Source organism: Streptomyces sp. NPDC043996 (assembly GCF_056435225.1).
The window spans coordinates 170,407-192,903 of record NZ_JBWKEY010000009.1 but is presented as its reverse complement, the minus strand read 5'-3'; the positions used below and the strand labels follow the sequence as shown (position 1 = coordinate 192,903).

21 protein-coding genes and 2 tRNA genes are annotated in these 22,497 nt (G+C 71.1%); 19 read left to right on the top strand and 4 right to left on the bottom strand.

Annotated features, from left to right (window positions below; translation table 11 throughout):
• Positions 1-15: 15 nt before the first annotated feature.
• The 3 genes from AC07A4_RS24065 to AC07A4_RS24055 all read left to right on the top strand — a co-directional run bounded on the left by AC07A4_RS24065 (position 16) and on the right by AC07A4_RS24055 (position 883).
• Positions 16-87: transfer RNA gene (locus tag AC07A4_RS24065), tRNA-Val, on the top strand.
• 180 nt (positions 88-267) lie between these two features.
• A complete protein-coding gene (locus AC07A4_RS24060; RefSeq protein ID WP_478602054.1) occupies positions 268-738 on the top strand; it encodes an SRPBCC family protein in 471 nt (156 codons plus the stop codon).
• Positions 739-811: 73 nt separating this feature from the next.
• Positions 812-883: transfer RNA gene (locus AC07A4_RS24055), tRNA-Val, on the top strand.
• Positions 884-958: 75 nt separating this feature from the next.
• Here the strand turns inward: AC07A4_RS24055 and AC07A4_RS24050 are convergent.
• On the bottom strand, positions 959-1,684 hold the full coding sequence (locus AC07A4_RS24050) for an exonuclease domain-containing protein (RefSeq protein WP_478602052.1): 726 nt from the start codon (positions 1,682-1,684) through the stop codon (positions 959-961).
• A gap of 167 nt (positions 1,685-1,851) precedes the next feature.
• Between AC07A4_RS24050 and AC07A4_RS24045 the strand changes: the two genes are divergently transcribed.
• The 4 genes from AC07A4_RS24045 to AC07A4_RS24030 all read left to right on the top strand — a co-directional run bounded on the left by AC07A4_RS24045 (position 1,852) and on the right by AC07A4_RS24030 (position 6,452).
• On the top strand, positions 1,852-2,418 hold the full coding sequence (locus AC07A4_RS24045; RefSeq protein WP_478602051.1) for a DUF4365 domain-containing protein: 567 nt from the start codon (positions 1,852-1,854) through the stop codon (positions 2,416-2,418).
• Positions 2,418-3,653, top strand: a complete 1,236-nt coding sequence (locus AC07A4_RS24040) for a hypothetical protein (protein ID WP_478602049.1) — start codon at positions 2,418-2,420, stop codon at positions 3,651-3,653. Before AC07A4_RS24045 ends, AC07A4_RS24040 begins: the two co-directional genes overlap by 1 nt.
• 120 nt (positions 3,654-3,773) lie before the next feature.
• On the top strand, positions 3,774-5,753 hold the full coding sequence (thrS, locus tag AC07A4_RS24035; RefSeq protein WP_478602048.1) for a threonine--tRNA ligase: 1,980 nt from the start codon (positions 3,774-3,776) through the stop codon (positions 5,751-5,753).
• Positions 5,754-5,891: 138 nt separating this feature from the next.
• Positions 5,892-6,452 (top strand): HIT family protein, encoded by a 561-nt coding sequence (locus AC07A4_RS24030; protein ID WP_478602046.1) that lies wholly within the window; start codon positions 5,892-5,894, stop codon positions 6,450-6,452.
• A 63-nt stretch (positions 6,453-6,515) separates the two neighbouring features.
• Here AC07A4_RS24030 and AC07A4_RS24025 read toward each other — a convergent pair whose 3' ends face one another.
• Together AC07A4_RS24025 and AC07A4_RS24020 are read right to left on the bottom strand one after the other, a co-directional pair.
• Positions 6,516-8,171, bottom strand: a complete 1,656-nt coding sequence (locus AC07A4_RS24025; RefSeq protein ID WP_478602044.1) for a hypothetical protein — start codon at positions 8,169-8,171, stop codon at positions 6,516-6,518.
• 225 nt (positions 8,172-8,396) lie between these two features.
• Positions 8,397-10,613 carry an elongation factor G-like protein EF-G2 gene (locus AC07A4_RS24020; protein ID WP_478602042.1) on the bottom strand — a complete coding sequence of 739 codons (2,217 nt, stop codon included), beginning with the start codon at positions 10,611-10,613 and terminating at the stop codon, positions 8,397-8,399.
• Positions 10,614-10,873: 260 nt separating this feature from the next.
• Between AC07A4_RS24020 and pgsA the strand changes: the two genes are divergently transcribed.
• The 4 genes from pgsA (at position 10,874) to AC07A4_RS24000 (ending at position 14,476) form a co-directional block, all read left to right on the top strand.
• The gene (gene pgsA, locus AC07A4_RS24015) at positions 10,874-11,572 is read left to right on the top strand and encodes a phosphatidylinositol phosphate synthase (protein WP_478602040.1); all 699 of its coding nucleotides are present in this window, start codon (positions 10,874-10,876) and stop codon (positions 11,570-11,572) included.
• Positions 11,569-12,528 (top strand): phosphatidylinositol mannoside acyltransferase, encoded by a 960-nt coding sequence (locus AC07A4_RS24010; RefSeq protein ID WP_478602038.1) that lies wholly within the window; start codon positions 11,569-11,571, stop codon positions 12,526-12,528. Before pgsA ends, AC07A4_RS24010 begins: the two co-directional genes overlap by 4 nt.
• Positions 12,525-13,685, top strand: a complete 1,161-nt coding sequence (locus tag AC07A4_RS24005; protein ID WP_478602036.1) for a glycosyltransferase family 4 protein — start codon at positions 12,525-12,527, stop codon at positions 13,683-13,685. Before AC07A4_RS24010 ends, AC07A4_RS24005 begins: the two co-directional genes overlap by 4 nt.
• A gap of 245 nt (positions 13,686-13,930) precedes the next feature.
• Positions 13,931-14,476: a LemA family protein gene (locus AC07A4_RS24000; RefSeq protein ID WP_478602034.1), complete on the top strand. Its 546-nt coding sequence runs from the start codon at positions 13,931-13,933 to the stop codon at positions 14,474-14,476.
• Between the two features lie 33 nt (positions 14,477-14,509).
• Here AC07A4_RS24000 and AC07A4_RS23995 read toward each other — a convergent pair whose 3' ends face one another.
• A complete protein-coding gene (locus AC07A4_RS23995; protein WP_478602032.1) occupies positions 14,510-14,758 on the bottom strand; it encodes a hypothetical protein in 249 nt (82 codons plus the stop codon).
• Positions 14,759-15,012: 254 nt separating this feature from the next.
• Here AC07A4_RS23995 and pdxS point away from each other — a divergent pair, with 254 nt between their 5' ends.
• The 8 genes from pdxS (at position 15,013) to secD (ending at position 22,497) form a co-directional block, all read left to right on the top strand.
• Positions 15,013-15,936: a pyridoxal 5'-phosphate synthase lyase subunit PdxS gene (gene pdxS, locus AC07A4_RS23990; RefSeq protein WP_478602031.1), complete on the top strand. Its 924-nt coding sequence runs from the start codon at positions 15,013-15,015 to the stop codon at positions 15,934-15,936.
• A gap of 3 nt (positions 15,937-15,939) precedes the next feature.
• Positions 15,940-16,551 carry a pyridoxal 5'-phosphate synthase glutaminase subunit PdxT gene (gene pdxT, locus AC07A4_RS23985; protein ID WP_478602029.1) on the top strand — a complete coding sequence of 204 codons (612 nt, stop codon included), beginning with the start codon at positions 15,940-15,942 and terminating at the stop codon, positions 16,549-16,551.
• Positions 16,552-16,600: 49 nt separating this feature from the next.
• Positions 16,601-17,353 (top strand): YebC/PmpR family DNA-binding transcriptional regulator, encoded by a 753-nt coding sequence (locus AC07A4_RS23980; protein WP_144002402.1) that lies wholly within the window; start codon positions 16,601-16,603, stop codon positions 17,351-17,353.
• Between the two features lie 104 nt (positions 17,354-17,457).
• The gene (ruvC, locus tag AC07A4_RS23975; RefSeq protein ID WP_478602026.1) at positions 17,458-18,042 is read left to right on the top strand and encodes a crossover junction endodeoxyribonuclease RuvC; all 585 of its coding nucleotides are present in this window, start codon (positions 17,458-17,460) and stop codon (positions 18,040-18,042) included.
• Positions 18,039-18,650, top strand: coding sequence for a Holliday junction branch migration protein RuvA (gene ruvA / locus AC07A4_RS23970; protein WP_478602024.1), 612 nt, complete (start codon positions 18,039-18,041; stop codon positions 18,648-18,650). Before ruvC ends, ruvA begins: the two co-directional genes overlap by 4 nt.
• A gap of 88 nt (positions 18,651-18,738) precedes the next feature.
• Entirely contained in the window at positions 18,739-19,812 is a 1,074-nt protein-coding gene (gene ruvB, locus AC07A4_RS23965) for a Holliday junction branch migration DNA helicase RuvB (RefSeq protein ID WP_478602022.1), read from the top strand.
• Positions 19,813-19,989: 177 nt separating this feature from the next.
• Positions 19,990-20,457, top strand: coding sequence for a preprotein translocase subunit YajC (gene yajC, locus AC07A4_RS23960; RefSeq protein ID WP_478602020.1), 468 nt, complete (start codon positions 19,990-19,992; stop codon positions 20,455-20,457).
• 171 nt (positions 20,458-20,628) lie between these two features.
• Positions 20,629-22,497 (top strand): protein translocase subunit SecD, encoded by a 1,869-nt coding sequence (gene secD, locus AC07A4_RS23955; RefSeq protein ID WP_478602018.1) that lies wholly within the window; start codon positions 20,629-20,631, stop codon positions 22,495-22,497.

The window sequence follows — 22,497 nt, the reverse complement described above, 5'->3', positions numbered from 1 at the left end:
GTTCTCTCTGCGCCCGGGCGATTAGCTCAGTGGGAGAGCGCTTCGTTCACACCGAAGAGGTCACTGGTTCGAACCCAGTATCGCCCACCCGGGATTGTGGCCCGGAGACCGGAAATGGTCTCCGGGCCACAGTCGTATGTGACGGCCTTTCACGAAATTGCGCGCACCCGCCAAGTCGCCCGGAATAACTTCCTCCTATTTCGGCCGAGTTGACGCGCCGTCGGCAACGACCGCCCGGATCGAGGCGTACGGCCGCACACTTGAGCCATGGACTGGTGCCAATTCCGCTTCCGTGCCGTGTGGAATCTGAGCGCGGATCCCGCCGTCGTCTACGAGGTGCTCGAACGGGTCCAGGACTACCCCGCGTGGTGGCCCCAGGTGCGCGACGTCACGCCGCTCGACGAGCACCGCGGCACCGCCCGGTTCCGGTCCCTCCTGCCGTACGACCTCGTCGTCACCGCCGAAGAACGCCGCCGGGACCCCGAGCGCGGCGTCCTTGAGATCGCCATGACCGGCGACCTCGACGGCTGGGCCCGCTGGACCCTGACCGCCACGCCCGACGGCGGCACCCGGGCCCGCTACGACCAGGAGGTCGAGGTGCGCAAGCCGCTCCTGCGGCGCCTCGCGGCACCCGGCAGACCCCTGCTCGTCCTCAACCACGCCGCGATGATGCGCGCCGGGCGGCGCGGCCTCGCCGCCCGCCTCGACCCCCGGGGGCCGCGCGCCGGGCGCCGGTGAGGGGCATCGGCCCCGAGGCCCGGACGCGGTTTGAACGAACGCCGTCCGGACCTGTATTGTTCAGTGCGTTCCCGGGCGATTAGCTCAGTGGGAGAGCGCTTCGTTCACACCGAAGAGGTCACTGGTTCGAACCCAGTATCGCCCACCCGGAGAATGCCGGTCCGTCCTCGACGGGCCGGTTTTTTCATGCCCCGCACACGCCCCGTGCCGCCGAGCCCCGTCAGGCCGCCGCGGGCAGTTCGGGACGCAGCGGCCACGCCGGATCCACCGCCTCCGGAGACCCGCTGCGCGCGAACCACGCCTGCAGCCCCCGCGCCTGCGCCGCGTGCCACACCGCCTGCAACGTGTGCAGCTCCGCCGGGGAAAGACGGTCAAGGCGCGCCGCGAAGCGACGCCCCACCGCCCGCACGACATCCAGCGCCGCCTGCGCGTCCGCCGCCGCGTCATGCGCGCCGCCCAGCTCCACGCCGTACTGCTCGCACAGGTCCGACAGCGTGCGCCGACCCTTGCGGTACCGGTCCAGATGCCGGTCGAGCACCCTTGGGTCGAGCACGCACAGCGGATAGCTCTCCAGATAACGCGACAGCGACGACGCGCGGTGCCTGCGCAACTCCCGGTCCAGGAGCGTCAGATCGAACGGCGCGTTCATCACCACCAGCGGCCGCCCCGCCGCGCCCTGCTCCGCGAGCTCCCGCCCTATCTCCTCCATCACCGGCGCGGGCCAGCGGCCATTGCGCTCCAGGTGCTCCTGCGTGAGACCGTGCACCTCCGTCGCCGCCTGTGGCACCGGCACGCCCGGATTCACCAGCCAGCGCGTCACGCGCGGCCGGGCCCCCGCGCCGTTCTGGACGACGACGGCGGCCGACACGATGCGGTCGGTCTCCACGTCGACACCCGTGGTCTCCGTGTCGAATGCGGCCAAAGGCCCCTCATACCAGCACGCCATCCCGACGCAACTCCTCGTTCAGCTTCGGCAGTTGACCTCCGCTCCTGCCACACGCAGGTGATACCCGGGCCGTTTGCGCCGAACCCGCCCAGGAGACAACACAGGTACGGAGTCGGGACATTGACGGCTCAAGCGGGGATTTCACCGGTTCGGAAGGCCTCATCGACATGGCGCTCGCGCAGCCCGAACAGGGCGGGCTGCTGCCCGAGCGGATCGCACCGCCGCGCGGCACACTCGCCACCACCGCCTGTATGGAGACCCTTCAGGTGGGCTATCTGCACGCGGTCGCCGCGGCCGCCGGGTGCTCGCTCTCCCAGCCGTTCCCGGACAACGGCATCGACTGGCACGTCAGCCACAGCGCCCCCGGGCACGCCATCGACGACGAAGTCACGATCAAGGTCCAGCTCAAGTGCACCTACCAGATCCCGCCCCGCCCCAGGGGCCCCGCCTTCTCCTTCACCCTGGACAACGCCCACCTGGAGAAGCTCGCCCGCACCCCGGTATCGGTGCACAAAATACTGGTCGTCATGATCGTGCCCCGCTCGCGCGACGACTGGCTGCGCGCCGGCCACGACCGCCTCGACCTGCGCCACTGCTGCTACTGGACGAACCTCGCCGGACACCCCGTGACGGGCAGGCGCCGGACCACGGTCCGCGTGCCGACCGCGCGGATCTTCGACGACAACGCCCTCTGCGAGATCATGACGCGCGTCGGCGCGGGAGGGAGACCCTGATGCACCGCCCGATCGACGACCCCGCCCCCCTACGGGGCGTGCGCCCCCACCCCGGCGAGAGCCCCGGCCCCTGGCCCGACCCGCCAGACCCCGGCCAGGTCGACCCCGCCGTCCTCGTCGCCCTCCTCCACCGCCACGGCTGGCGGCGCCGCGGCGGCGCCGTTGGACGCTACTCCCGCTGGACCCCGCCAGGACCCGGCACGGGCGGCACCAGCCTCCTCGTCCCCGAGAGCCGCGCCTTCCCCGACAGCGACGACCTCATCGGCGAGGCGCTCACCGCCCTCGCCCGCAGCTCCGCGCCCTCGGCCCGCGACCTGCTCGTGTCGCTCGCCGTCCCCAGCGACGAGATCCGCTGGTGGCGCGATGTGCCCGGCGGGCCCGCGGGTGCCGCCCCCTGGACCGTCGAGGAACACCTGCGCGCCGCCGCCCGCCGCATGCTCCTCGCCGGAGCGCTCGCCGCCCGCGAACGCGCCGGGTACTACGGCGCGCGCTACCGCCGCCCCGCCGCCGCGGCCCTCGCGAACGTCCTGGTGGGGCCCGCGACCGGCGGCCGCCACCTGGCCGCCTTCGTGCCCGTCCCCGCCGGGCGGACGCTCGCCGTACGGCTGCACCAGGCGCTGTACGCCGCCCGCGAGGCCGTCGACTACCAGCGGGCCACCGGCGGCATGGACGCCTTCGACAGCGCCGTCCAGGCGGGCGTCAGCCATGAGCTGGTCGAGGCGATCGTCGCCCTCGTCCGCGGCACCGAGGGCGCCCGCGTGCACGTCGAGTGGTCGCCCGCCGCGGGCGTCCCCGAGGGCTGCGCGGCCGCCGCCGAACCCGTCGAGTTCTCGCCCGGCGACCTCACCGTCCTGCGCGAGGCGGGCGCCCGCTATCTGCGCGACGAGCCGTCGGTGCCGGTACGGATCACCGGAACCGTGGTCCGCATGCGGCGCTCAGGTCCCGGCGGGGCGGGCACCGTGCGGGTACGGGTCCTCGCGGGCGCGGAGATCCCGCACATCCGCATGGCCCTGGACGAGGACTCGTACCGGGTCGCGGGCCAGGCCCACCTGCTCGGCCTGCCGATCCGGGTGCACGGGCGCCTGGAGAGCCGCGGCGGCTTCCGCAGGCTCACCGGGGCCGCCCAGGTGGTCCCCGTACAGGTCGACGACGCCGAGCGGGACCGCCTGATGAAGTCGATCCAGGAGCACGCGGAGATCATGGGCTTCTTCGAGGAGGCGTGCGGCACCGACTGAGGGCGGGGGAGCGGGCGCCACCTGTGGATAACCGTTTCGCGGTCGACCCTCGGGGCTCGGTACGATTCGTTGCGCGCGCAGGCGAGGATCTGCCGCAGCCCCCTCAGTCAGGAGAGACCGGTGTCAGACGTCCGTGTGATCATCCAACGCGATTCCGAGCGGGAAGAGCGCGTGGTGACCACGGGCACCACGGCCGCCGAGCTCTTCGAGGGCCAGCGCACCATCGTGGCCGCGCGCGTCGCGGGCGAGCTCAAGGACCTCGCGTACGAGGTGAAGGACGGCGAGGAGGTCGAGCCCGTCGAGATCTCCTCCGAGGACGGCTTGAACATCCTGCGCCACTCCACCGCCCACGTCATGGCCCAGGCCGTGCAGGAGCTCTTCCCCGAGGCCAAGCTCGGCATCGGCCCGCCCATCCGGGACGGCTTCTACTACGACTTCGACGTCAAGGAGCCCTTCACCCCGGAGGACCTCAAGCGCGTCGAGAAGCGGATGCAGGAGATCCAGAAGCGCGGGCAGAAGTTCTCGCGCCGGGTCACCACCGACGAGGACGCCCGCGTCGAGCTCGCCGACGAGCCGTACAAGCTGGAGCTCATCGGCCTCAAGGGCAACGCCGCCCAGGCCGCCGACGGCGCCGACGCCGAGGTGGGCGCGGGCGAGCTGACCATCTACGACAACCTGGACGCCAAGACCGGCGAGCTGTGCTGGAAGGACCTCTGCCGCGGTCCGCACCTGCCGAGCACCCGTGTCATCCCGGCGTTCAAGCTGATGCGCTCCGCCGCCGCCTACTGGCGCGGCAGCGAGCGCAACCCGCAGCTCCAGCGCATCTACGGCACCGCCTGGCCGTCCAAGGACGAGCTGAAGGCGCACCTGGAGTTCCTCGCCGAGGCTGAGAAGCGCGACCACCGCAAGCTCGGCGCGGAGCTTGACCTGTTCTCCTTCCCGGAGGAGCTCGGCCCCGGCCTCGCGGTCTTCCACCCCAAGGGCGGCGTCATCCGCAAGGTGATGGAGGACTACTCCCGCAAGCGGCACGAGGACACGGGCTACGAGTTCGTGAACACCCCGCACATCTCGAAGGAGAAGCTCTTCGAGACCTCGGGGCACCTGCCGCACTACGCGGACGGCATGTTCCCGGCCATCGAGTTCGACGAGCAGAACTACCGCCTCAAGGCGATGAACTGCCCGATGCACAACCTGATCTTCAAGTCGCGCGGCCGGTCCTACCGCGAATTGCCTTTGAGGTTGTTCGAGTTCGGCACGGTCTACCGCTATGAGAAGTCGGGCGTCGTGCACGGCCTGACCCGCTCGCGCGGCTTCACCCAGGACGACGCGCACATCTACTGCACCAAGGAGCAGATGGCGGAGGAGCTCGACAAGCTCCTCACCTTCGTCCTTGACCTGCTGCGTGACTACGGTCTGAACGAGTTCGAGCTGGAGCTGTCCACCCGCGACGACTCCGACAAGTTCATCGGCTCGGACGAGGACTGGGCCGAGGCCACCGAGGCGCTGCGCCAGGCCGCCGAGAAGCAGGGCCTGCCGCTGGTGCCGGACCCGGGCGGGGCCGCGTACTACGGGCCGAAGATCTCGGTCCAGGCGAAGGACGCGATCGGCCGGTCCTGGCAGATGTCGACCCTCCAGGTGGACTTCAACCAGCCGAAGCGGTTCGGGCTTGAGTACACCTCCGCTGACGGCTCCAAGCAGCAGCCGGTCATGCTGCACAGGGCCTTGTTCGGGAGTATCGAGCGGTTCTTCGGGGTGCTCCTGGAGCACTACGCGGGTGCCTTCCCGGCGTGGCTGGCTCCGGTGCAGGCCGTCGGCATCCCGGTCGGGGACGCGCACGTGCCGTACCTCCAGGAATTCGCGGAGGAGGCGAGGAAGCGCGGCCTGCGGGTCGAGGTGGACGCCTCTTCGGACCGGATGCAGAAGAAGATCCGCAACGCTCAGCGCAGCAAGGTGCCGTTCATGGTGATCGTCGGCGACGACGACATGAACGGGGGTTCGGTGTCCTTCCGGTATCGGGACGGTTCGCAGGAGAACGGGATTCCCCGTGACCAGGCGATCGCGAAGCTCGTTGATGTGGTGGAGCGCCGGGTTCAGGTGTGACCAGTTCCCCGCATAGGCGGGGGTGATCCGTCGAAAAGGCGAAGCGGTAGCTCCCGGTAGGAGTGCTCCCTGCGTAAGCGGGGCTCTAAGGGGCGGTCCCGTTCGGGGCCGCCCCTCGCCGTGTCTCCGGCGGCGAATATGCTGGCCACCATGACGACTGAGCCGGAGCAGCAGATCGGAGTCGGGACGCAGGACGCCTTCCAGCGCCTGTGGACGCCCCACCGGATGGCGTACATCCAAGGGGAGAACAAGCCGACCGGTGCGGGGGCCGAGGACGGCTGCCCGTTCTGCTCCATCCCGGCGAAATCGGATGAGGACGGTCTTGTCCTCAGGCGGGGCGAGCACGTGTACGCGGTGCTCAATCTGTACCCGTACAACGGCGGGCATCTGATGACGGTCCCCTACCGGCACGTCGCGGACTACACGGAGCTGACGGGGCCGGAGACGCTGGAGCTGGCCGAGCTGACCAAGCAGGCGATGACGGCGCTGCGGGCGGCGTCCGGGGCGCACGGCTTCAACCTGGGGATGAACCAGGGCACGGTCGCGGGCGCGGGCATCGCGGCCCATCTGCACCAGCACATCGTGCCGCGCTGGGGCGGCGATACCAACTTCATGCCCGTCACGGCGCACACCAAGGTGCTGCCGCAACTCCTCGCGGACACGCGCGAGATGCTCGCGCGGGCGTGGCCTGCGGCTTAGCGCGTCAGGGTGCGGCGAAGGGCGGCGCGATCGGATCGCGCCGCCCTTCGCCGTGCTCGGTGCCTAGGCGCCGTAGACGTCCGCCTGGCGTGGCATCGGGTCCTGGATGGCCCCGCTGAGGAACGTGGCGCGGCCGTTGAAGCGGTCGGTGTTCACGCCGTTCTCCTCCAGGACCTTGATGGCGGCGGAGTGGACGACGCGCAGGACCGGTGTGGCGGCGCGCAGGGCGTCGTCGGCCATGAAGCGGTGCCGCCAGGGCTTGTCGGCCCAGGCGTGGCGCAGGCCGAAGGGCTCGGGCAGGACGAGCTTGCCGCCGAGGTAGTCAAGGATCGGCGGATACCAGGTGAAGGGGGCGCGGACGGCGAGGCGCACCACTTCCTGGGCGTCGACGAGGGGGAGGCTGCGGGTGGTGGTCTCCCAGAACTTGATGGTCTTGCTGACCGTCTTCGTCTTGGGGGAGGGCTTGCTGGTGAACAGCGAGTGCACGGGGCCGAGGGCGTGGCCGGTGACCTCGATGCGCAGGGTCTCGTGCAGCACCGTCACCGTGATGAGCATGGTGATGACGAGCTGGCCGTCCCAGAGGGTGAACTGCACGCCCAGGTAGTGGCGGTCGCCGCTGCCGAACTGCTGCTCGTTGCAGATGCGCTGTATTTCGTGGCCCTTGATCTGGAACGCGTCGACGTCGGTGCCGGAGGGGCGGGAGACGCCTCCCGCGTTCTCCCCGACGGGGGTGACGATCCAGTGCTTTATCTGCGGGGTGGGGAAGCCGCCGGTGTGCAGGGGGCCGCGCTCCAGGAGGCGGAGCTGGTCGTGCACCGCCCTTATGACGTCCCAGCTGCGGAAGGGGTTGATCTCCTTGCCGTCCTCGCGCGAGGTGAGCTCCTCGGCGAGCTGCCAGCTGCCCCAGCGGGTGCCCATGCCCAGTATGCCCTTGGGTCCGGCGTAGAAGACGGAGTTGCTCTGCTGCTCGGCGGAGAGGCGGGCGAGGCCCTGGCGGAGCCGTTCGGCGGAGGTCTCGCCGGGGCTGCCGGGGACGGCCTCGGGGATCTTGGCGCCGATGCCGCCGCCGGAGAGCAGCGCGGACCAGCGCTCGCGCAGGTCCTTGGCGGTGCCTTCGGCTATGTGCTTGGCCCAGAACCAGCCGATGACGGGGACGACGGGGGACAGGCGCAGATACCAGGCCCAGAAGCCGCCGAAGGGCAGTTTGACCAGGAGGATGACGGCGAGGACGCCGACGGCGACGAGGATGGCCGTGGCGATGGCCTGGGTGCGCTTGTCCTTCTGCTTGGAGATCCAGCGGCGTGCGGTGAAGACCAGGAGCCAGGCGACGAGGCCGGGCGGGAAGAGCAGTCCGCACACGGCCATGACGAGGGTGAGCCAGCTGTCGCGGTGGCGGCGGATGCCGCTGGCGGCGAGGCAGTGCTCGACGACGGCCTGGGGGTCGAGGCCGAAGGACTGGATGAGGGGGCTGCGGGCGCCGCCGAGCATCCTGACCTGGACGGTTCTGGCGAAGGCCTCGCCGAGGCTGGGCTTGAACAGGGACCAGACGCCGGGTTTCACCACGGACTTGTGCCAGTCGCTGTTGGCCTTGAGGATGTCGTCGACCTCGCCGTCGCGGTAGGCCGCGGAGGCCAGGGCGTGGGTGGCCGCCGTCTGTCCGGCGGCGCCGGACAGCGGCACCTGAGCCCCTGGCCTGAAGTCGAATGCGTCGTCCGCCACCTGCCGCCCCCTCGCCGCGCCGCCTGTCGCCGCGGCCGTTCCCGTCCCGACTGCGTTGTTCCCGAACTTCCCGACTGCGTGACCTGGCACACCTGTTGAGCAGGCCGGTACAGCTGTTGATCAGGTCATCAGCGTATCGGGGCGCACCGACATCCGTCAGTGGACGGCTGAATGCCGCCCCCTCGGAGGTGAGGAGAGGGGGCGGCCGGTGGGCGTGCGGCCCAACTAGGCGCTGTCCTGGGCCTGTTCGCGGATCTTCTGTGAGACTTGTGGGGGCATCGGTTCGTGGCGGGCGTACGCGCGGCTGAATCGCGCGGTGCCCTGGGACAGGGAGCGGAGGTCGATGGCGTACCGGCCGATCTCGATCTCGGGGACCTCGGCGCGGACCAGGGTGCGTCCGCCGGGGGCCTGTTCGGTGCCGACGACGCGGCCGCGGCGGCCGGAGAGGTCGCTCATGACGGCGCCCACGTATTCGTCGGAGATGAGGACCCGCACCTCGGCGACGGGTTCGAGGAGGTGGATGGTGGTGCCCGCGGCGGCCTCGCGCAGGGCGAGCGCGCCCGCGGTCTGGAAGGCGGCGTCGGAGGAGTCCACCGAGTGCGCCTTGCCGTCGAGGAGGGTGACGCGGACGTCGATGAGGGCGTAGCCGGCGGCGACGCCCTTGGCGGCCTGGGCGCGGACGCCCTTCTCGACGGAGGGGATGAACTGCCGGGGCACGGCGCCGCCGACGACCTTGTCGACGAATTCGATGCCGCTGCCGCCGGGCAGCGGCTCGACCTCGATCTCGCAGATGGCGTACTGGCCGTGGCCGCCGGACTGTTTGACGTGGCGGCCGCGGCCCGCGGACCTGCCCGCGAACGTCTCGCGCAGGGACACCTTGTGCGGGACGACGTCGACCTGGACGCCGTAGCGGCTGCGGAGCCGTTCGAGGGCCACGTCGGCGTGGGCCTCGCCGAGGCACCACAGGACGACCTGGTGGGTGTCCTGGTTCTGTTCGAGCCGCATGGTGGGGTCTTCGGCGACGAGCCGGGACAGGCCTTGGGAGAGCTTGTCCTCGTCGGCCTTGCTGTGGGCCTGGATGGCGAGCGGCAGCAGGGGGTCGGGCATGTCCCAGGGCTCCATGAGGAGCGGGTCGTCCTTGGCGGAGAGGGTGTCGCCGGTCTCGGCGCGGTGGAGCTTGGCGACGCAGGCGAGGTCGCCCGCTATGGCCTGGGAGAGGGTGCGCTGCTGTTTGCCGAAGGGGGCGGACAGGGCGCCGACCCGTTCGTCGGCCTCGTGGAGGTCGCGGCTCTCGTGGCCGTGGTCGACGAGTCCGTGCCCGGAGACGTGGACGGTCTCGTCGGGGCGCAGGGTGCCGGAGAAGACGCGGACCAGGGAGATGCGGCCGACGTAGGGGTCGGACGCGGTCTTGACGACCTCGGCGGCCAGTGGTCCCTCGGGGTCGCAGCTGAGGGCGGGCCGGGGTGTGCCGTCGGGGGTGGTGACGGCCGGTGCGGGATGTTCAAGGGGGGTCGGGAAGCCGCCGGTGATGAGTTCGAGGAGTTCGACGGTGCCGATGCCCTGGCGGGCGCCGTCGGCGGCCGGGGCGGCGGCGAGCACGGGGTGGAAGATGCCGCGTGCGACGGCGCGTTCCAGGTCGTCGACGAGGGTCTGGGAGTCGATGTCCTCGCCGCCGAGGTAGCGGTCCATGAGGGACTCGTCCTCGCTCTCGGCGATGATGCCCTCGATGAGTTTGTTGCGCGCTTCCTCGATGGCGGGCAGCTGGTCGGGGCCCGGTTCGGACTCCTTGCGCTCGCCGGATGTGTAGTCGTACACGCGCTGGGAGAGCAGCCCGATCAGGCCGGTGACGGGTGCGTGGCCGTCGGCCCCCTGCTCGCCGTGGAGCGGCAGGTACAGCGGCAGTACGGCGTCGGGGTCGTCGGCGCCGAAGGTCTCGGCGCAGGTCCGTGTCATCTGTGCGAAGTCGGCGCGGGCGGACTCCAGGTGGGTGATGACGATGGCTCTGGGCATGCCGACGGCCGCGCACTCCTCCCACACCATGCGGGTCGCGCCGGTGATGCCCTCGACGCCCTCGGCGGCCGAGACGACGAAAAGGGCCGCGTCCGCCGCACGCAGACCGGCCCTGAGTTCACCGACGAAGTCGGCGTATCCCGGGGTGTCCAGGATATTGATCTTGTAGCCGCCCCATTCGACGGGGACGAGGGACAGCTGGACCGAGCGTTGCTGGCGGTGCTCGATCTCGTCGTAGTCGGAGACCGCCGTGCCGTCCTCCACGCGGCCCGCCCGGTTCACCGCCCCCGCGGTCAGCGCGAGGGCTTCCACCAGAGTCGTCTTGCCCGATCCGCTGTGGCCGACCAGCACCACATTCCGTACGGACGCGGGATGGTCGGCCGTCGCTGCCCTGCCGGCGGCTCCGGGGTGTGCGTTCGCCTTGTCGCCCATGCCTTGGCCTCCCGGTTACGCGCATGGTGAGGAGGCTCAGCCCCCTCAGGGATGCTGGCTTCAGCGCGGACACGCGACAGCCGCGTGCGGGGGCGGCTCCGGCGACGCCCGCGGTGCTTCCGAGCTTTCCACTTGCGTCACTGTGCGTCCATACGTCGTACGCGATCGTGAGGGGGCGAGCCGCCTCGTCCGGGGCGTGACTACGATGGGCCAGCCGGTGGCCAACGGGGCCGCCGCGCGCACCGACCCTCGGGAAGGCCATGCTGAACAAGTACGCGCGTGCGTTTTTCACGCGTGTCCTCACGCCGTTCGCCGCGTTTCTCATCCGCCGCGGGGTCAGCCCCGACACGGTCACGTTCATCGGCACGGCCGGGGTGATGGCGGGAGCGCTGGTCTTCTACCCTCGCGGGGAGTTCTTCTGGGGCACGGTCGTCATCACGCTGTTCGTGTTCTCCGACCTCGTCGACGGCAACATGGCGCGCCAGCTCGGCCGCTCCAGCCGGTGGGGGGCGTTCCTCGACTCCACGCTCGACCGGGTCGCCGACGGCGCGATCTTCGGTGGGTTCGCGCTCTGGTACGCGGGCTCCGGCGACGACAACATCCTGTGCGCGGTGTCGATCTTCTGCCTGGCCAGCGGCCAGGTGGTGTCCTACACCAAGGCCCGCGGCGAGGCGATCGGCCTGCCAGTCGCGGTCAACGGCCTGGTCGAGCGCGCCGAGCGCCTGGTGATCTCGCTGGTCGCGGCGGGCTTCGCCGGGCTGCACAAGTTCGGGGTGCCCGGCATCGACGTACTCCTTCCGGTGGCGCTGTGGATCGTGGCCGTCGGCAGCCTCGTCACGCTGGTCCAGCGCGTGGTGACGGTGCGCCGTGAGTCGGCCGAGGCGGACGCGGAGGCCGCGCGGGAGGCCGCGGGCCAGAGCGGGTCGGCCACGGGGTCGGCCACCGGGACGGCCTCATGAGCCGGACGGCGGAGAAGCTGACGGACGCGCTCTACGGGGTGGCCTGGAGCACGGTCAAGAAGCTTCCCGAGCCCGCCGCGGTGCGCCTGGGGCGCACCATCGCCGACGCCGCCTGGAAGCGGCGCGGCAAGGGCGTGCTGCGCCTTGAGGCCAACTACGCGCGCGTGGTGCCCGATGCCACGCCGCAGCGCCTCGCGCAGCTGTCCAAGGCGGGCATGCGCTCGTACATGCGCTACTGGATGGAGTCCTTCCGGCTGCCCGCCTGGAGCCGGGACCGCGTCAGGAACGGCTTTGAGCCCCAGGACCTGCACCATCTGACCGACGGCCTGGAGAGCGGCAGGGGCGTCATCCTCGCGTTGCCGCACCTGGGCAACTGGGACCTCGCGGGCGCCTGGGTCACCACGAAGCTTCAGACCCCGTTCACGACCGTGCAGGAGCGGCAGAAGCCGGAGTCCCTGTACGACCGCTTCGTCGCCTACCGCAGCGGCCTGGGCATGGAGGTCCTTCCGCACACCGGAGGCTCGGCCTTCGGCACGCTCGCCCGCCGGCTGCGCGCGGGGGGCCTGGTGTGCCTGGTCGCCGACCGCGACCTGTCGGCGTCCGGCGTCGAGGTGAAGTTCTTCGGCGAGACCGCGCGGATGCCCGCGGGGCCCGCCGCGCTCGCCCAGCAGACCGGGGCGCTGCTGCTTCCGGTGACGCTCTGGTACGACGCGTCGCCGGTCATGAAGGGCCGCGTCCATGCGCCCATCGAGGTGCCCGAGACGGGCACCCGCGCGGAGAAGACGGCCGCCATGACCCAGGCCCTGGCCGACGCCTTCGCCACGGGCATCGCCGACCACCCGGAGGACTGGCACATGCTGCAGCGCCTGTGGCTCGCTGACCTCGACCCGGCCAAGGCGCCGCCGCGCGCCGCCGACGCGGGGCCCGAGCCGCGCGGCGAGGGGACGACGCCGTGAGGATCGGCATCGTCTGCCCGTACTCGTGGGACGTGCCCGGCGGCGTCCAGTTCCACATCCGCGATCTGGCGGAGCACCTCATCCGCCTGGGGCATGAGGTCTCCGTCCTCGCCCCCGCGGATGACGAGACCCCCCTGCCGCCGTACGTGGTGTCGGCGGGCCGGGCCGTGCCGGTGCCGTACAACGGCTCGGTGGCCCGGCTTAACTTCGGGTTCCTCTCGGCCGCGCGCGTACGCCGCTGGCTGCACGACGGCACGTTCGACGTGATCCACATCCATGAGCCGACGTCGCCCTCGCTCGGCCTGCTGACCTGCTGGGCGGCGCAGGGCCCGATCGTGGCCACGTTCCACACGTCCAACCCGCGCTCGCGGGCCATGATCGCGGCGTATCCGATCCTGCAGCCCGCCCTGGAGAAGATCAGCGCGCGGATCGCGGTGAGCGAGTACGCCCGCCGCACGCTGGTGGAGCACCTCGGCGGGGACGCGGTCGTCATCCCGAACGGCGTGGACGTCGACTTCTTCGCCGACGCCGAGCCCCAGCCTGCGTGGCAGGGCCAGACCATCGGCTTCATCGGCCGCATCGACGAGCCCCGCAAGGGCCTGCCGGTCCTCATGCGGGCGCTGCCGCGGATCTTCGCGGAGTGCCCGGAGGCGCGGCTCCTGGTCGCCGGGCGCGGTGACGAGGAGGAGGCCGTGGCCTCGCTGCCCGCCGCGCTGCGCGAGCGGGTGGAGTTCCTCGGCATGGTCAGCGACGAGGACAAGGCGCGGCTGCTGCGCAGCGTCGACCTGTACGTCGCCCCGAACACCGGCGGCGAGAGCTTCGGCATCATCCTGGTCGAGGCGATGTCCGCGGGCGCGCCCGTCCTCGCCAGCGACCTGGACGCGTTCGCGCAGGTCCTGGACCAGGGCGGGGCGGGCGACCTGTTCGCGAACGAGGACGCGGACTCCCTCGCCGAGGCCGCCGTGCGTCTGCTCGGCGACCCCAAGCGGCGCGAGGAGCTGCGCGAGCGGGGCAGCAAGCATGTGCGCCGCTTCGACTGGTCGACGGTCGGGGCGGACATCCTGTCGGTGTACGAGACGGTCACGGACGGGGCCGCGGCGGTCGCGACGGACGAACGCACGGGCCTGCGCGCCCGGTTCGGGCTCGCCAGGGACTAGGGCCCCGCGGCCGGGCTATTTCTCCCCGCCCACCCGCCCCCCATCGCGCTTGCGCGCTTGTCCTCAAGCGCCGGACGGGCTGGATCGCGCCGCAACCGGCAGATGTCAGCCCGTCCGGCGTTTGAGGACAAGGCCGAAGGCCGATCATCGGGGGCACGGCAGGGGCGGCACGCCCCAGCCCGGGGCCCGCCGGGGCGCCCAGCGCCCCGGCCCCCAGACAAGCCCGGGCGGTAGCCTTGGCGTCCGTGACCTCCACGTTGATCTGGATCGCGGTAGCCCTGTTCGCGATCGGCCTGTACCTGAGCTGGACCGCGGGACGCCTGGACCGCCTGCACGCGCGCATCGACGCGGCCCGCGCCGCCCTCGACGCGCAGTTGCTGCGCCGCGCCTCGGTCGCGCAGGAGCTGGCCACCTCCGGAGTGCTCGATCCGGCCGCCTCGATCGTCCTGTACGAGGCCGCGCACGCGGCGCGGCAGGCGGAGGAAGAGCAGCGGGAGGTCGCCGAGAGCGAGCTGAGCCAGGCGCTGCGCGCGGTCTTCGGCGAGGCACAGCAGGTGGAGGCGGTCCGCGAGGCACCCGGCGGCGACGAGGCCGCGACCGAACTCGCCGCCGCCGTGCGCCGGGTGCCGATGGCCCGGCGCTTCCACAACGACGCCGTCCGCGCGGCCCGCGCGCTGCGCCGCCACCGCAAGGTGCGCTGGTTCCGGCTGGCCGGGCACGCCCCGTTCCCGATGGCCGTGGAGATGGACGACGAGCCTCCGATGGCGCTCGCGGACCGGTCCGCGGCCTAGGGTCCTTCTGATCCACCAGAAGGACCCTAGGGCCTACTTCCGGCGCGCCCGGCTGACCAGCTTGGCCACCGCCTCGGCCCACATCACCAGGGACACCGCCGCGAGCAGCGCGAACGGCACGATCCACCAGCGGAATCCGCTGACCGCCAGCTGCCAGGGGACGTACGCGGGCAGGACGAGCAACGTCACCACCTCGTACCTGTCCCACCACTGATCCAGGCGCTGCGCGCAGTTCCTGATCGGCGCCAGCAGCGCCCGCGCCCCCGCAAGAATTCCCCGCATGGCCCCAGGATGAAGCACGCGGTGGCCGTTGGGGAGAGGACCACCGGCCTCCGAAACGGGTCACAGAGCGTCGTACGGCCCTCACAGGAGCGGACCAGGGGTCCGCAAAATGATCCACCGCGTCACCATTGGCCCTTGCTGTGGCCTGGTCGCCCGGCGTTTGCTCTAGACGGCGGAAACGCCACCCGTAGCTCTCTTTCACCGAGCAGCTCTCTATCACTGAGTTCGCCGAGTTCACCGAGTGAGGTCAACCCGTGTCCAGCACGCTCCCCAGCACCAACCAGGCCGATGCCACCCCCGCGACCGGCACCGCCCGCGTGAAGCGCGGCATGGCCGAGCAGCTCAAGGGCGGCGTGATCATGGACGTGGTCAACGCCGAGCAGGCGAAGATCGCCGAGGACGCGGGTGCCGTCGCCGTCATGGCCCTGGAGCGGGTCCCCGCCGACATCCGCAAGGACGGCGGCGTGGCCCGGATGTCGGACCCGAACATGATCGAAGAGATCATCGAGGCCGTGTCCATCCCGGTGATGGCCAAGTCCCGCATCGGCCACTTCGTGGAGGCCCAGGTCCTGCAGTCCCTCGGCGTCGACTACATCGACGAGTCCGAGGTCCTGACCCCGGCCGACGAGGTCAACCACAGCGACAAGTTCGCGTTCACGACCCCCTTCGTGTGCGGCGCCACCAACCTGGGCGAGGCCCTGCGCCGCATCGCCGAGGGCGCGGCCATGATCCGCTCCAAGGGCGAGGCCGGCACCGGCAACGTGGTCGAGGCCGTGCGCCACCTGCGCCAGATCAAGAACGAGATCGCCAAGCTGCGCGGCTTCGACAACAACGAGCTGTACGCCGCCGCCAAGGAGCTGCGCGCCCCCTACGAGCTGGTCAAGGAGACCGCCGAGCTCGGCAAGCTGCCGGTCGTGCTGTTCTCCGCCGGTGGCGTGGCCACCCCGGCCGACGCCGCCCTGATGCGTCAGCTCGGCGCCGAGGGCGTCTTCGTCGGCTCCGGCATCTTCAAGTCCGGCGACCCGGCCAAGCGCGCCGCCGCCATCGTGAAGGCCACCACCTTCTACGACGACCCCAAGGTCATCGCGGACGCGTCCCGCAACCTCGGCGAGGCCATGGTCGGCATCAACTGCGACACCCTGCCCGAGGCCGAGCGCTACGCCAACCGCGGCTGGTAACCCATGATCGACGACGTACCCGTGGTCGGCGTCCTGGCCCTCCAGGGCGACGTCCGGGAGCATCTGGTCGCCCTGGCCGCGGCGGACGCCGTGGCCAGGCCGGTCCGGCGCCCCGAGGAGCTCGCCGAGGTCGACGGACTCGTCCTCCCCGGCGGCGAGTCCACCACCATCTCCAAGCTGGCCGCGCTCTTCGGCCTCCTCGAGCCCCTTCGCGCGCGCGTGCGCGCCGGAATGCCGGTCTACGGCACCTGCGCGGGCATGATCATGCTCGCCGACAAGATCCTCGACCCGCGCTCGGGCCAGGAGACGGTCGGCGGCATCGACATGATCGTGCGGCGCAACGCCTTCGGACGGCAGAACGAGTCCTTCGAGAGCGCGGTCGACATGAAGGGTGTCGAGGGCGACCCTGTAGAGGGCGTGTTCATCCGCGCCCCCTGGGTGGAGTCGGTCGGCGCGGAGGTCGAGGTGCTCGCCGAGCACGGCGGTCACATCGTCGCCGTACGCCAGGGGAACGCGCTCGCCACGTCCTTCCACCCGGAGCTGACGGGCGACCACAGGGTCCACGGCCTGTTCGTGGAGATGGTGCGGGCCGAGCGGGGGCGGCGGTCCTTGTAGGATCTCTGACGTTCGTTATCGAGGTTGGTTACGCGAAGGAGACAGGCAGATGTCCGGCCACTCTAAATGGGCTACGACGAAGCACAAGAAGGCCGTGATCGACGCCAAGCGCGGCAAGCTCTTCGCGAAGCTGATCAAGAACATCGAGGTCGCGGCCCGCACCGGCGGCGCCGACCTGGACGGCAACCCGACGCTCTTCGACGCCGTGCAGAAGGCCAAGAAGCAGTCGGTGCCCAACAAGAACATCGACTCCGCGCTCAAGCGCGGCGCCGGCCTTGAGGCCGGTGGCGCCGACTACGAGACGATCATGTACGAGGGCTACGGCCCGAACGGCGTCGCGGTGCTCATCGAGTGTCTGACGGACAACCGCAACCGCGCCGCCTCCGAGGTCCGCGTCGCCATGACCCGCAACGGCGGCTCCATGGCCGACCCGGGCTCCGTGTCGTACCTGTTCCACCGCAAGGGCGTCGTGATCGTCCCCAAGGGCGAGCTGTCCGAGGACGACGTCCTGGGCGCCGTCCTGGACGCGGGCGCCGAGGAAGTGAACGACCTGGGCGAGTCCTTCGAGGTGCTCAGCGAGGCCACCGACCTGGTCGCGGTCCGCACCGCCCTCCAGGAGGCCGGGATCGACTACGACTCGGCGGACGCCAACTTCGTCCCGACCATGCAGATCGAGCTGGACGAGGACGGCGCGCGCAAGATCTTCAAGCTGATCGACGCGCTCGAGGACAGCGACGACGTGCAGAACGTCTTCGCCAACTTCGACGTCTCCGACGAGGTCATGGAGAAGGTCGACGCCTGACCGGACGAGGCACACGGGCCGACGGGACACACCCCGTCGGCCCGTCGCTTTGTCAGTGGCACCCGATAGCCTGCACAAACAGGCGATCGACCAAGGGGGATGCGGTGCGGGTACTGGGCGTTGACCCGGGTCTGACCCGGTGCGGTGTCGGCGTCGTCGAGGGCACCGCGGGCCGCCCGCTGACGATGCGCGGCGTCGGCGTCGTCCGCACCCCGGCCGACGCGGAGCTCGGCAGCCGCCTCGTCGCCATCGAAGCGGGCATCGAGCACTGGCTCGACGAGCACCGGCCCGAAGTCCTCGCCGTGGAGCGCGTGTTCAGCCAGCACAACGTGCGTACGGTCATGGGCACCGCCCAGGCCAGCGCCGTCGCCATGCTCTGCGCGTCCCGGCGCGGCATCCCGGTCGCCCTGCACACCCCCAGCGAGGTCAAGGCCGCCGTCACCGGCTCGGGCCGGGCCGACAAGGCCCAGGTCGGAGCGATGGTGACCCGGCTGCTCCGGCTCGACGCACCACCCAAGCCGGCCGACGCCGCCGACGCCCTCGCGCTCGCCATCTGCCACATCTGGCGCGCCCCCGCGCAGCACAGGCTCCAGCAGGCCCACGCGCGCGGCGGCCCCCAGCAGGCCCCCGCGCAGAACCGACTCCAGCAGGCCCAAGCCCTGCACGCAAGGAAAGGCCGTACGGCATGATCGCCTTCGTCAGCGGCCCGGTCGCCGCCCTCGCCCCGGACACCGCCGTGGTCGAAGTGGGCGGCGTCGGCATGGCCCTCCAGTGCACGCCGAACACGCTGTCCACGCTCCGCGTCGGCCAGCACGCCAAGCTCGCCACCTCCCTCGTCGTACGGGAGGACTCGCTCACCCTGTACGGCTTCGCCGACGACGACGAGCGGGGGACCTTCGAACTGCTCCAGACCGCCAGCGGCGTCGGCCCCCGCCTGGCCCAGGCCATGCTCGCCGTGCACGGCCCGGACGCACTGCGCCGCGCGGTCGCCACCGGCGACGAGAAGGCGCTCACCGCCGTGCCCGGCATCGGCAAGAAGGGCGCCCAGAAGCTGCTCCTCGAGCTGAAGGACCGCCTCGGCGAGCCGCTCGGCACCGGCGGCCCCGCCATCGGCACCCCCGTCACCCACGGCTGGCGCGAGCAGCTGCACGCCGCGCTCATCGGCCTCGGGTACGCGACGCGGGAGGCCGACGAGGCGGTCACCGCCGTCACCCCGCAGGCCGAGGCGGCCGGGGGCAGCCCGCAGGTGGGCCAGCTCCTGAAGGCCGCCCTGCAGACGCTGAACCGCACCCGCTGACCACGCCCCGCGCCACCGGCGCGGCGCTCCGCGCCCCGGCGCGGGCCACGGACGCACGACCTTCGACGAGCTACGCGAGGCACACCGCATGAACTGGGACGACCCGACCGACGAGGCCGCGACCGCCGCGGAGCGCCTTGTGGGAGCCGTCGCCGACGGCGAGGACCAGGCCGTCGAGGCCGCCCTGCGCCCGAAGGACCTGGGCGAGTTCATCGGCCAGGAGAAGGTCAGGGAGCAGCTCGACCTGGTCCTGCGCGCCGCACGCGCGCGGGGCGCCACCGCCGACCACGTGCTGCTGTCCGGCGCCCCCGGCCTCGGCAAGACCACCCTGTCGATGATCATCGCCGCCGAGATGGGCGCCCCGATCCGCATCACCAGCGGCCCGGCCATCCAGCACGCGGGCGACCTCGCGGCGATCCTGTCCTCGCTCCAGGAGGGCGAGGTCCTCTTCCTCGACGAGATCCACCGCATGTCCCGGCCCGCCGAGGAGATGCTGTACATGGCGATGGAGGACTTCCGCGTCGACGTGATCGTCGGCAAGGGGCCCGGCGCCACCGCCATCCCCCTGGAGCTGCCGCCCTTCACCCTGGTCGGCGCCACCACGCGCGCGGGCCTGCTGCCCCCGCCGCTGCGCGACCGCTTCGGCTTCACCGCGCACATGGAGTTCTACGAACCGGCCGAGCTGCAGCGCGTGATCCACCGCTCCGCGCACCTCCTGGACGTGGAGATCGACACCGAAGGCGCCGCCGAGATCGCGGGCCGCTCCCGCGGCACCCCGCGCATCGCCAACCGCCTGCTGCGCCGCGTACGGGACTACGCGCAGGTCAAGGCCGACGGCGTGATCAACCGCGACATCGCGGGCGCGGCCCTTGGGGTGTACGAGGTCGACAGCCGCGGCCTGGACCGCCTGGACCGCGCGGTCCTCGAGGCGCTCCTGAAGCTCTTCGGCGGCGGCCCCGTCGGCCTGTCCACCCTCGCCGTCGCGGTGGGGGAGGAGCGCGAGACGGTCGAGGAGGTCGCCGAGCCCTTCCTGGTGCGCGAGGGACTGCTGGCCCGGACCCCCCGCGGCAGGGTCGCGACGCCCGCGGCCTGGGCCCACCTCGGCCTCACGCCGCCCCGGCAGGGGACGGGAAACGGCCAACAGGACTTGTTCGGGACGTGACGGGGGCGACGACGGCGCGGAGAGTCGCACGGTCAGGAACTGCGGTGCCATGCTGAGCGTTGTTCGTTAGGCGCGGACTCGCTTAGACTCCGCCGATGCCGCCTTTATAGGCAGCGCCGCCCACCCCCATCCATCAGGCCGCTCCACCACGCGGTCGTGCGAAGGAAACTCCGTCCCGTGAATATCGTGACCCTCCTCCCCTTCATCGTGCTCATCGGGGCCATGTTCCTGATGACCCGGTCCGCCAAGAAGAAGCAGCAGGCGGCGGCCCAGATGCGCAACGACATGACGCCCGGCACCGGCGTCCGCACGATCGGAGGCATGTACGCCACCGTCAAGGAGGTCCACGACGACGCGGTCCTCCTTGAGGTGGCCCCGGGCGTCCACGCGGTTTACGCGAAGAACGCCATCGGCGCCGTCCTGGACGACGACGAGTACAACCGCATCGTGCACGGCACGGAGCCTGAGGACGACACGCCGGTGGTGCCGGACGACGCCTCCTCCCTCACCGAGACCGACGAGACCGACGAGCCGGTGTCCGACGACTCGCGCATCGACCTCGGCAAGAAGGACGCGGCCGACGAGGCCCCCGAGGCCGCAGACGCAGAGCCGAAGAAGACCGACGGCGAGTCCGGCGCGAAGTAGTCACCGCCGGGGGCTGGACGTGCGCCCGCTCGCGCATCGCGGCCCCCGCCGACGGTGATTTCGCGCCGCGTCTCGACACAACTTCATGGCCGCCCGCCCGGGGCCCCCTCCGCTCAGCGAAGGCCAGGGGAGCGCCCCGCAGGCCGGCGGTTGGACAGGGAGAACGAGAAGGTGGCAGCACCCAAGAAGGGCCGAAGGCAGGGCACCCAGGGGAAACCGGGTCGCACCCTGGTCTTCATCCTGATCGCCTTGGTGGCGCTCACCGGGGGGATGTTCCTCTCCGGGCACACGACGCCCCGCCTCGGCATCGACCTCGCCGGTGGCACGAGCATCACGCTCCAGGCGAAGAACGAGCCGGGCCAGAAGAACGCGATCAACGAGACCAACATGAACACGGCTGTTGACATCATCAACAAGCGTGTCAATGGTCTGGGTGTCTCCGAGGCCGAGGTCCAGACCCAGGGCTCCGAGAACATCATCGTCAACATCCCCAAGGGCACCAACGCCAAGCAGGCGCGAGCACAGGTCGGCACGACCGCTCAGCTGTACTTCCGGCCCGTCATCGCCCGTCAGCCCAGCGTCCCCGTGGACGGCGGCAAGGAGCAGGGCAAGGGCGACAAGGGCAAGGGCGACCAGGACAAGAAGGACAAGCCGAGCTCGACCCCCTCCCCGAAGTCCTCGGACGCCGGTGACAAGGGTGACGGCAAGTCCGACGACAAGCCCAGCGGCGAGTCGTCCTCTCCCACGTCGTCCCCCACGACCCAGGGCCGCTCGGTGACCGACGCCCTGAAGGCCGACGCCACGCCGTCCGGAGCGCCTTCCAACAAGGGCGACGACGCCGACAAGGGCGACAAGGGCGACAAGAAGGACGACGGCAAGAAGGACCAGCAGCCGACGCCGCCGCCCACGGGCGACGAGCCCTCCGCTCAGCTCCAGGCGCAGTTCGCCAAGCTCGACTGCACCGACCCCAAGGCCCGCACCGCGATCAAGAAGGGCGTCAAGCCTACCGACGCGATCGTGGCGTGCGGCAAGGACAAGGACGACAACTGGAACAAGTTCATCCTTGGCCCGTCCGAGGTCGATGGCAAGGAGGTCGACGACGCCAAGGCCGTCTTCGACACCCAGAGCGCCGCTGGCTGGAAGGTCACGATGGACTTCTCCGGCAAGGGGAGCAAGCAGTTCGGCGACATCACAGGCAAGCTGGCCAGCAAGCCTTCGCCGCAGAATGAGTTCGGCATCGTCATGGACGGCGAGGTCGTCTCCTGGCCGTATGTGAACCAGGCTGTGACCGGCGGCCAGGCCGAGATCTCCGGCAGCTTCGACCAGGACGAGGCCAAGGACCTGGCCAACGTCCTGTCGTACGGCGCGCTCCCGCTGACCTTCAAGGAGCAGAGCGTCCAGACCGTCAGCGCGGCCCTCGGTGGCGAGCAGCTGCGCGCCGGTCTCATCGCGGGTGCCATCGGCCTCGCACTCGTGATCATCTACCTGGTGGCGTACTACCGCGGCCTGGCGCTCATCGCCATCGCGAGCCTCGGTGTCTCGGCGGCGCTGACGTACACGATCATGACGCTGCTCGGCCCGACCATTAAGTTCGCGCTGAACCTGCCCGCGGTCTGTGGCGCCATCGTCGCCATCGGCATCACCGCTGACTCGTTCATCGTGTACTTCGAACGCATAAGGGACGAGGTCCGCGAGGGCCGTACGCTGCGGCCCGCCGTGGAGCGTGCCTGGCCGCGGGCCCGGCGCACCATCCTGGTGTCGGACTTCGTGTCGTTCCTCGCCGCCGCGGTGCTCTTCGTCGTGACCGTCGGCAAGGTGCAGGGCTTCGCGTTCACGCTGGGTCTGACGACGCTGCTCGACGTCGTGGTGGTGTTCTTCTTCACCAAGCCGCTGATGACCATCATGGCGCGGAAGAAGTTCTTCGCCAGTGGCCACAAGTGGTCCGGCCTCGACCCGAAGCGGCTCGGCGCGCAGCCTCCGCTGCGCCGCTCGCGCCGCACCAGCGCCCCCGCCGCCCCCGTCGACCCGAAGGAGGCGTGA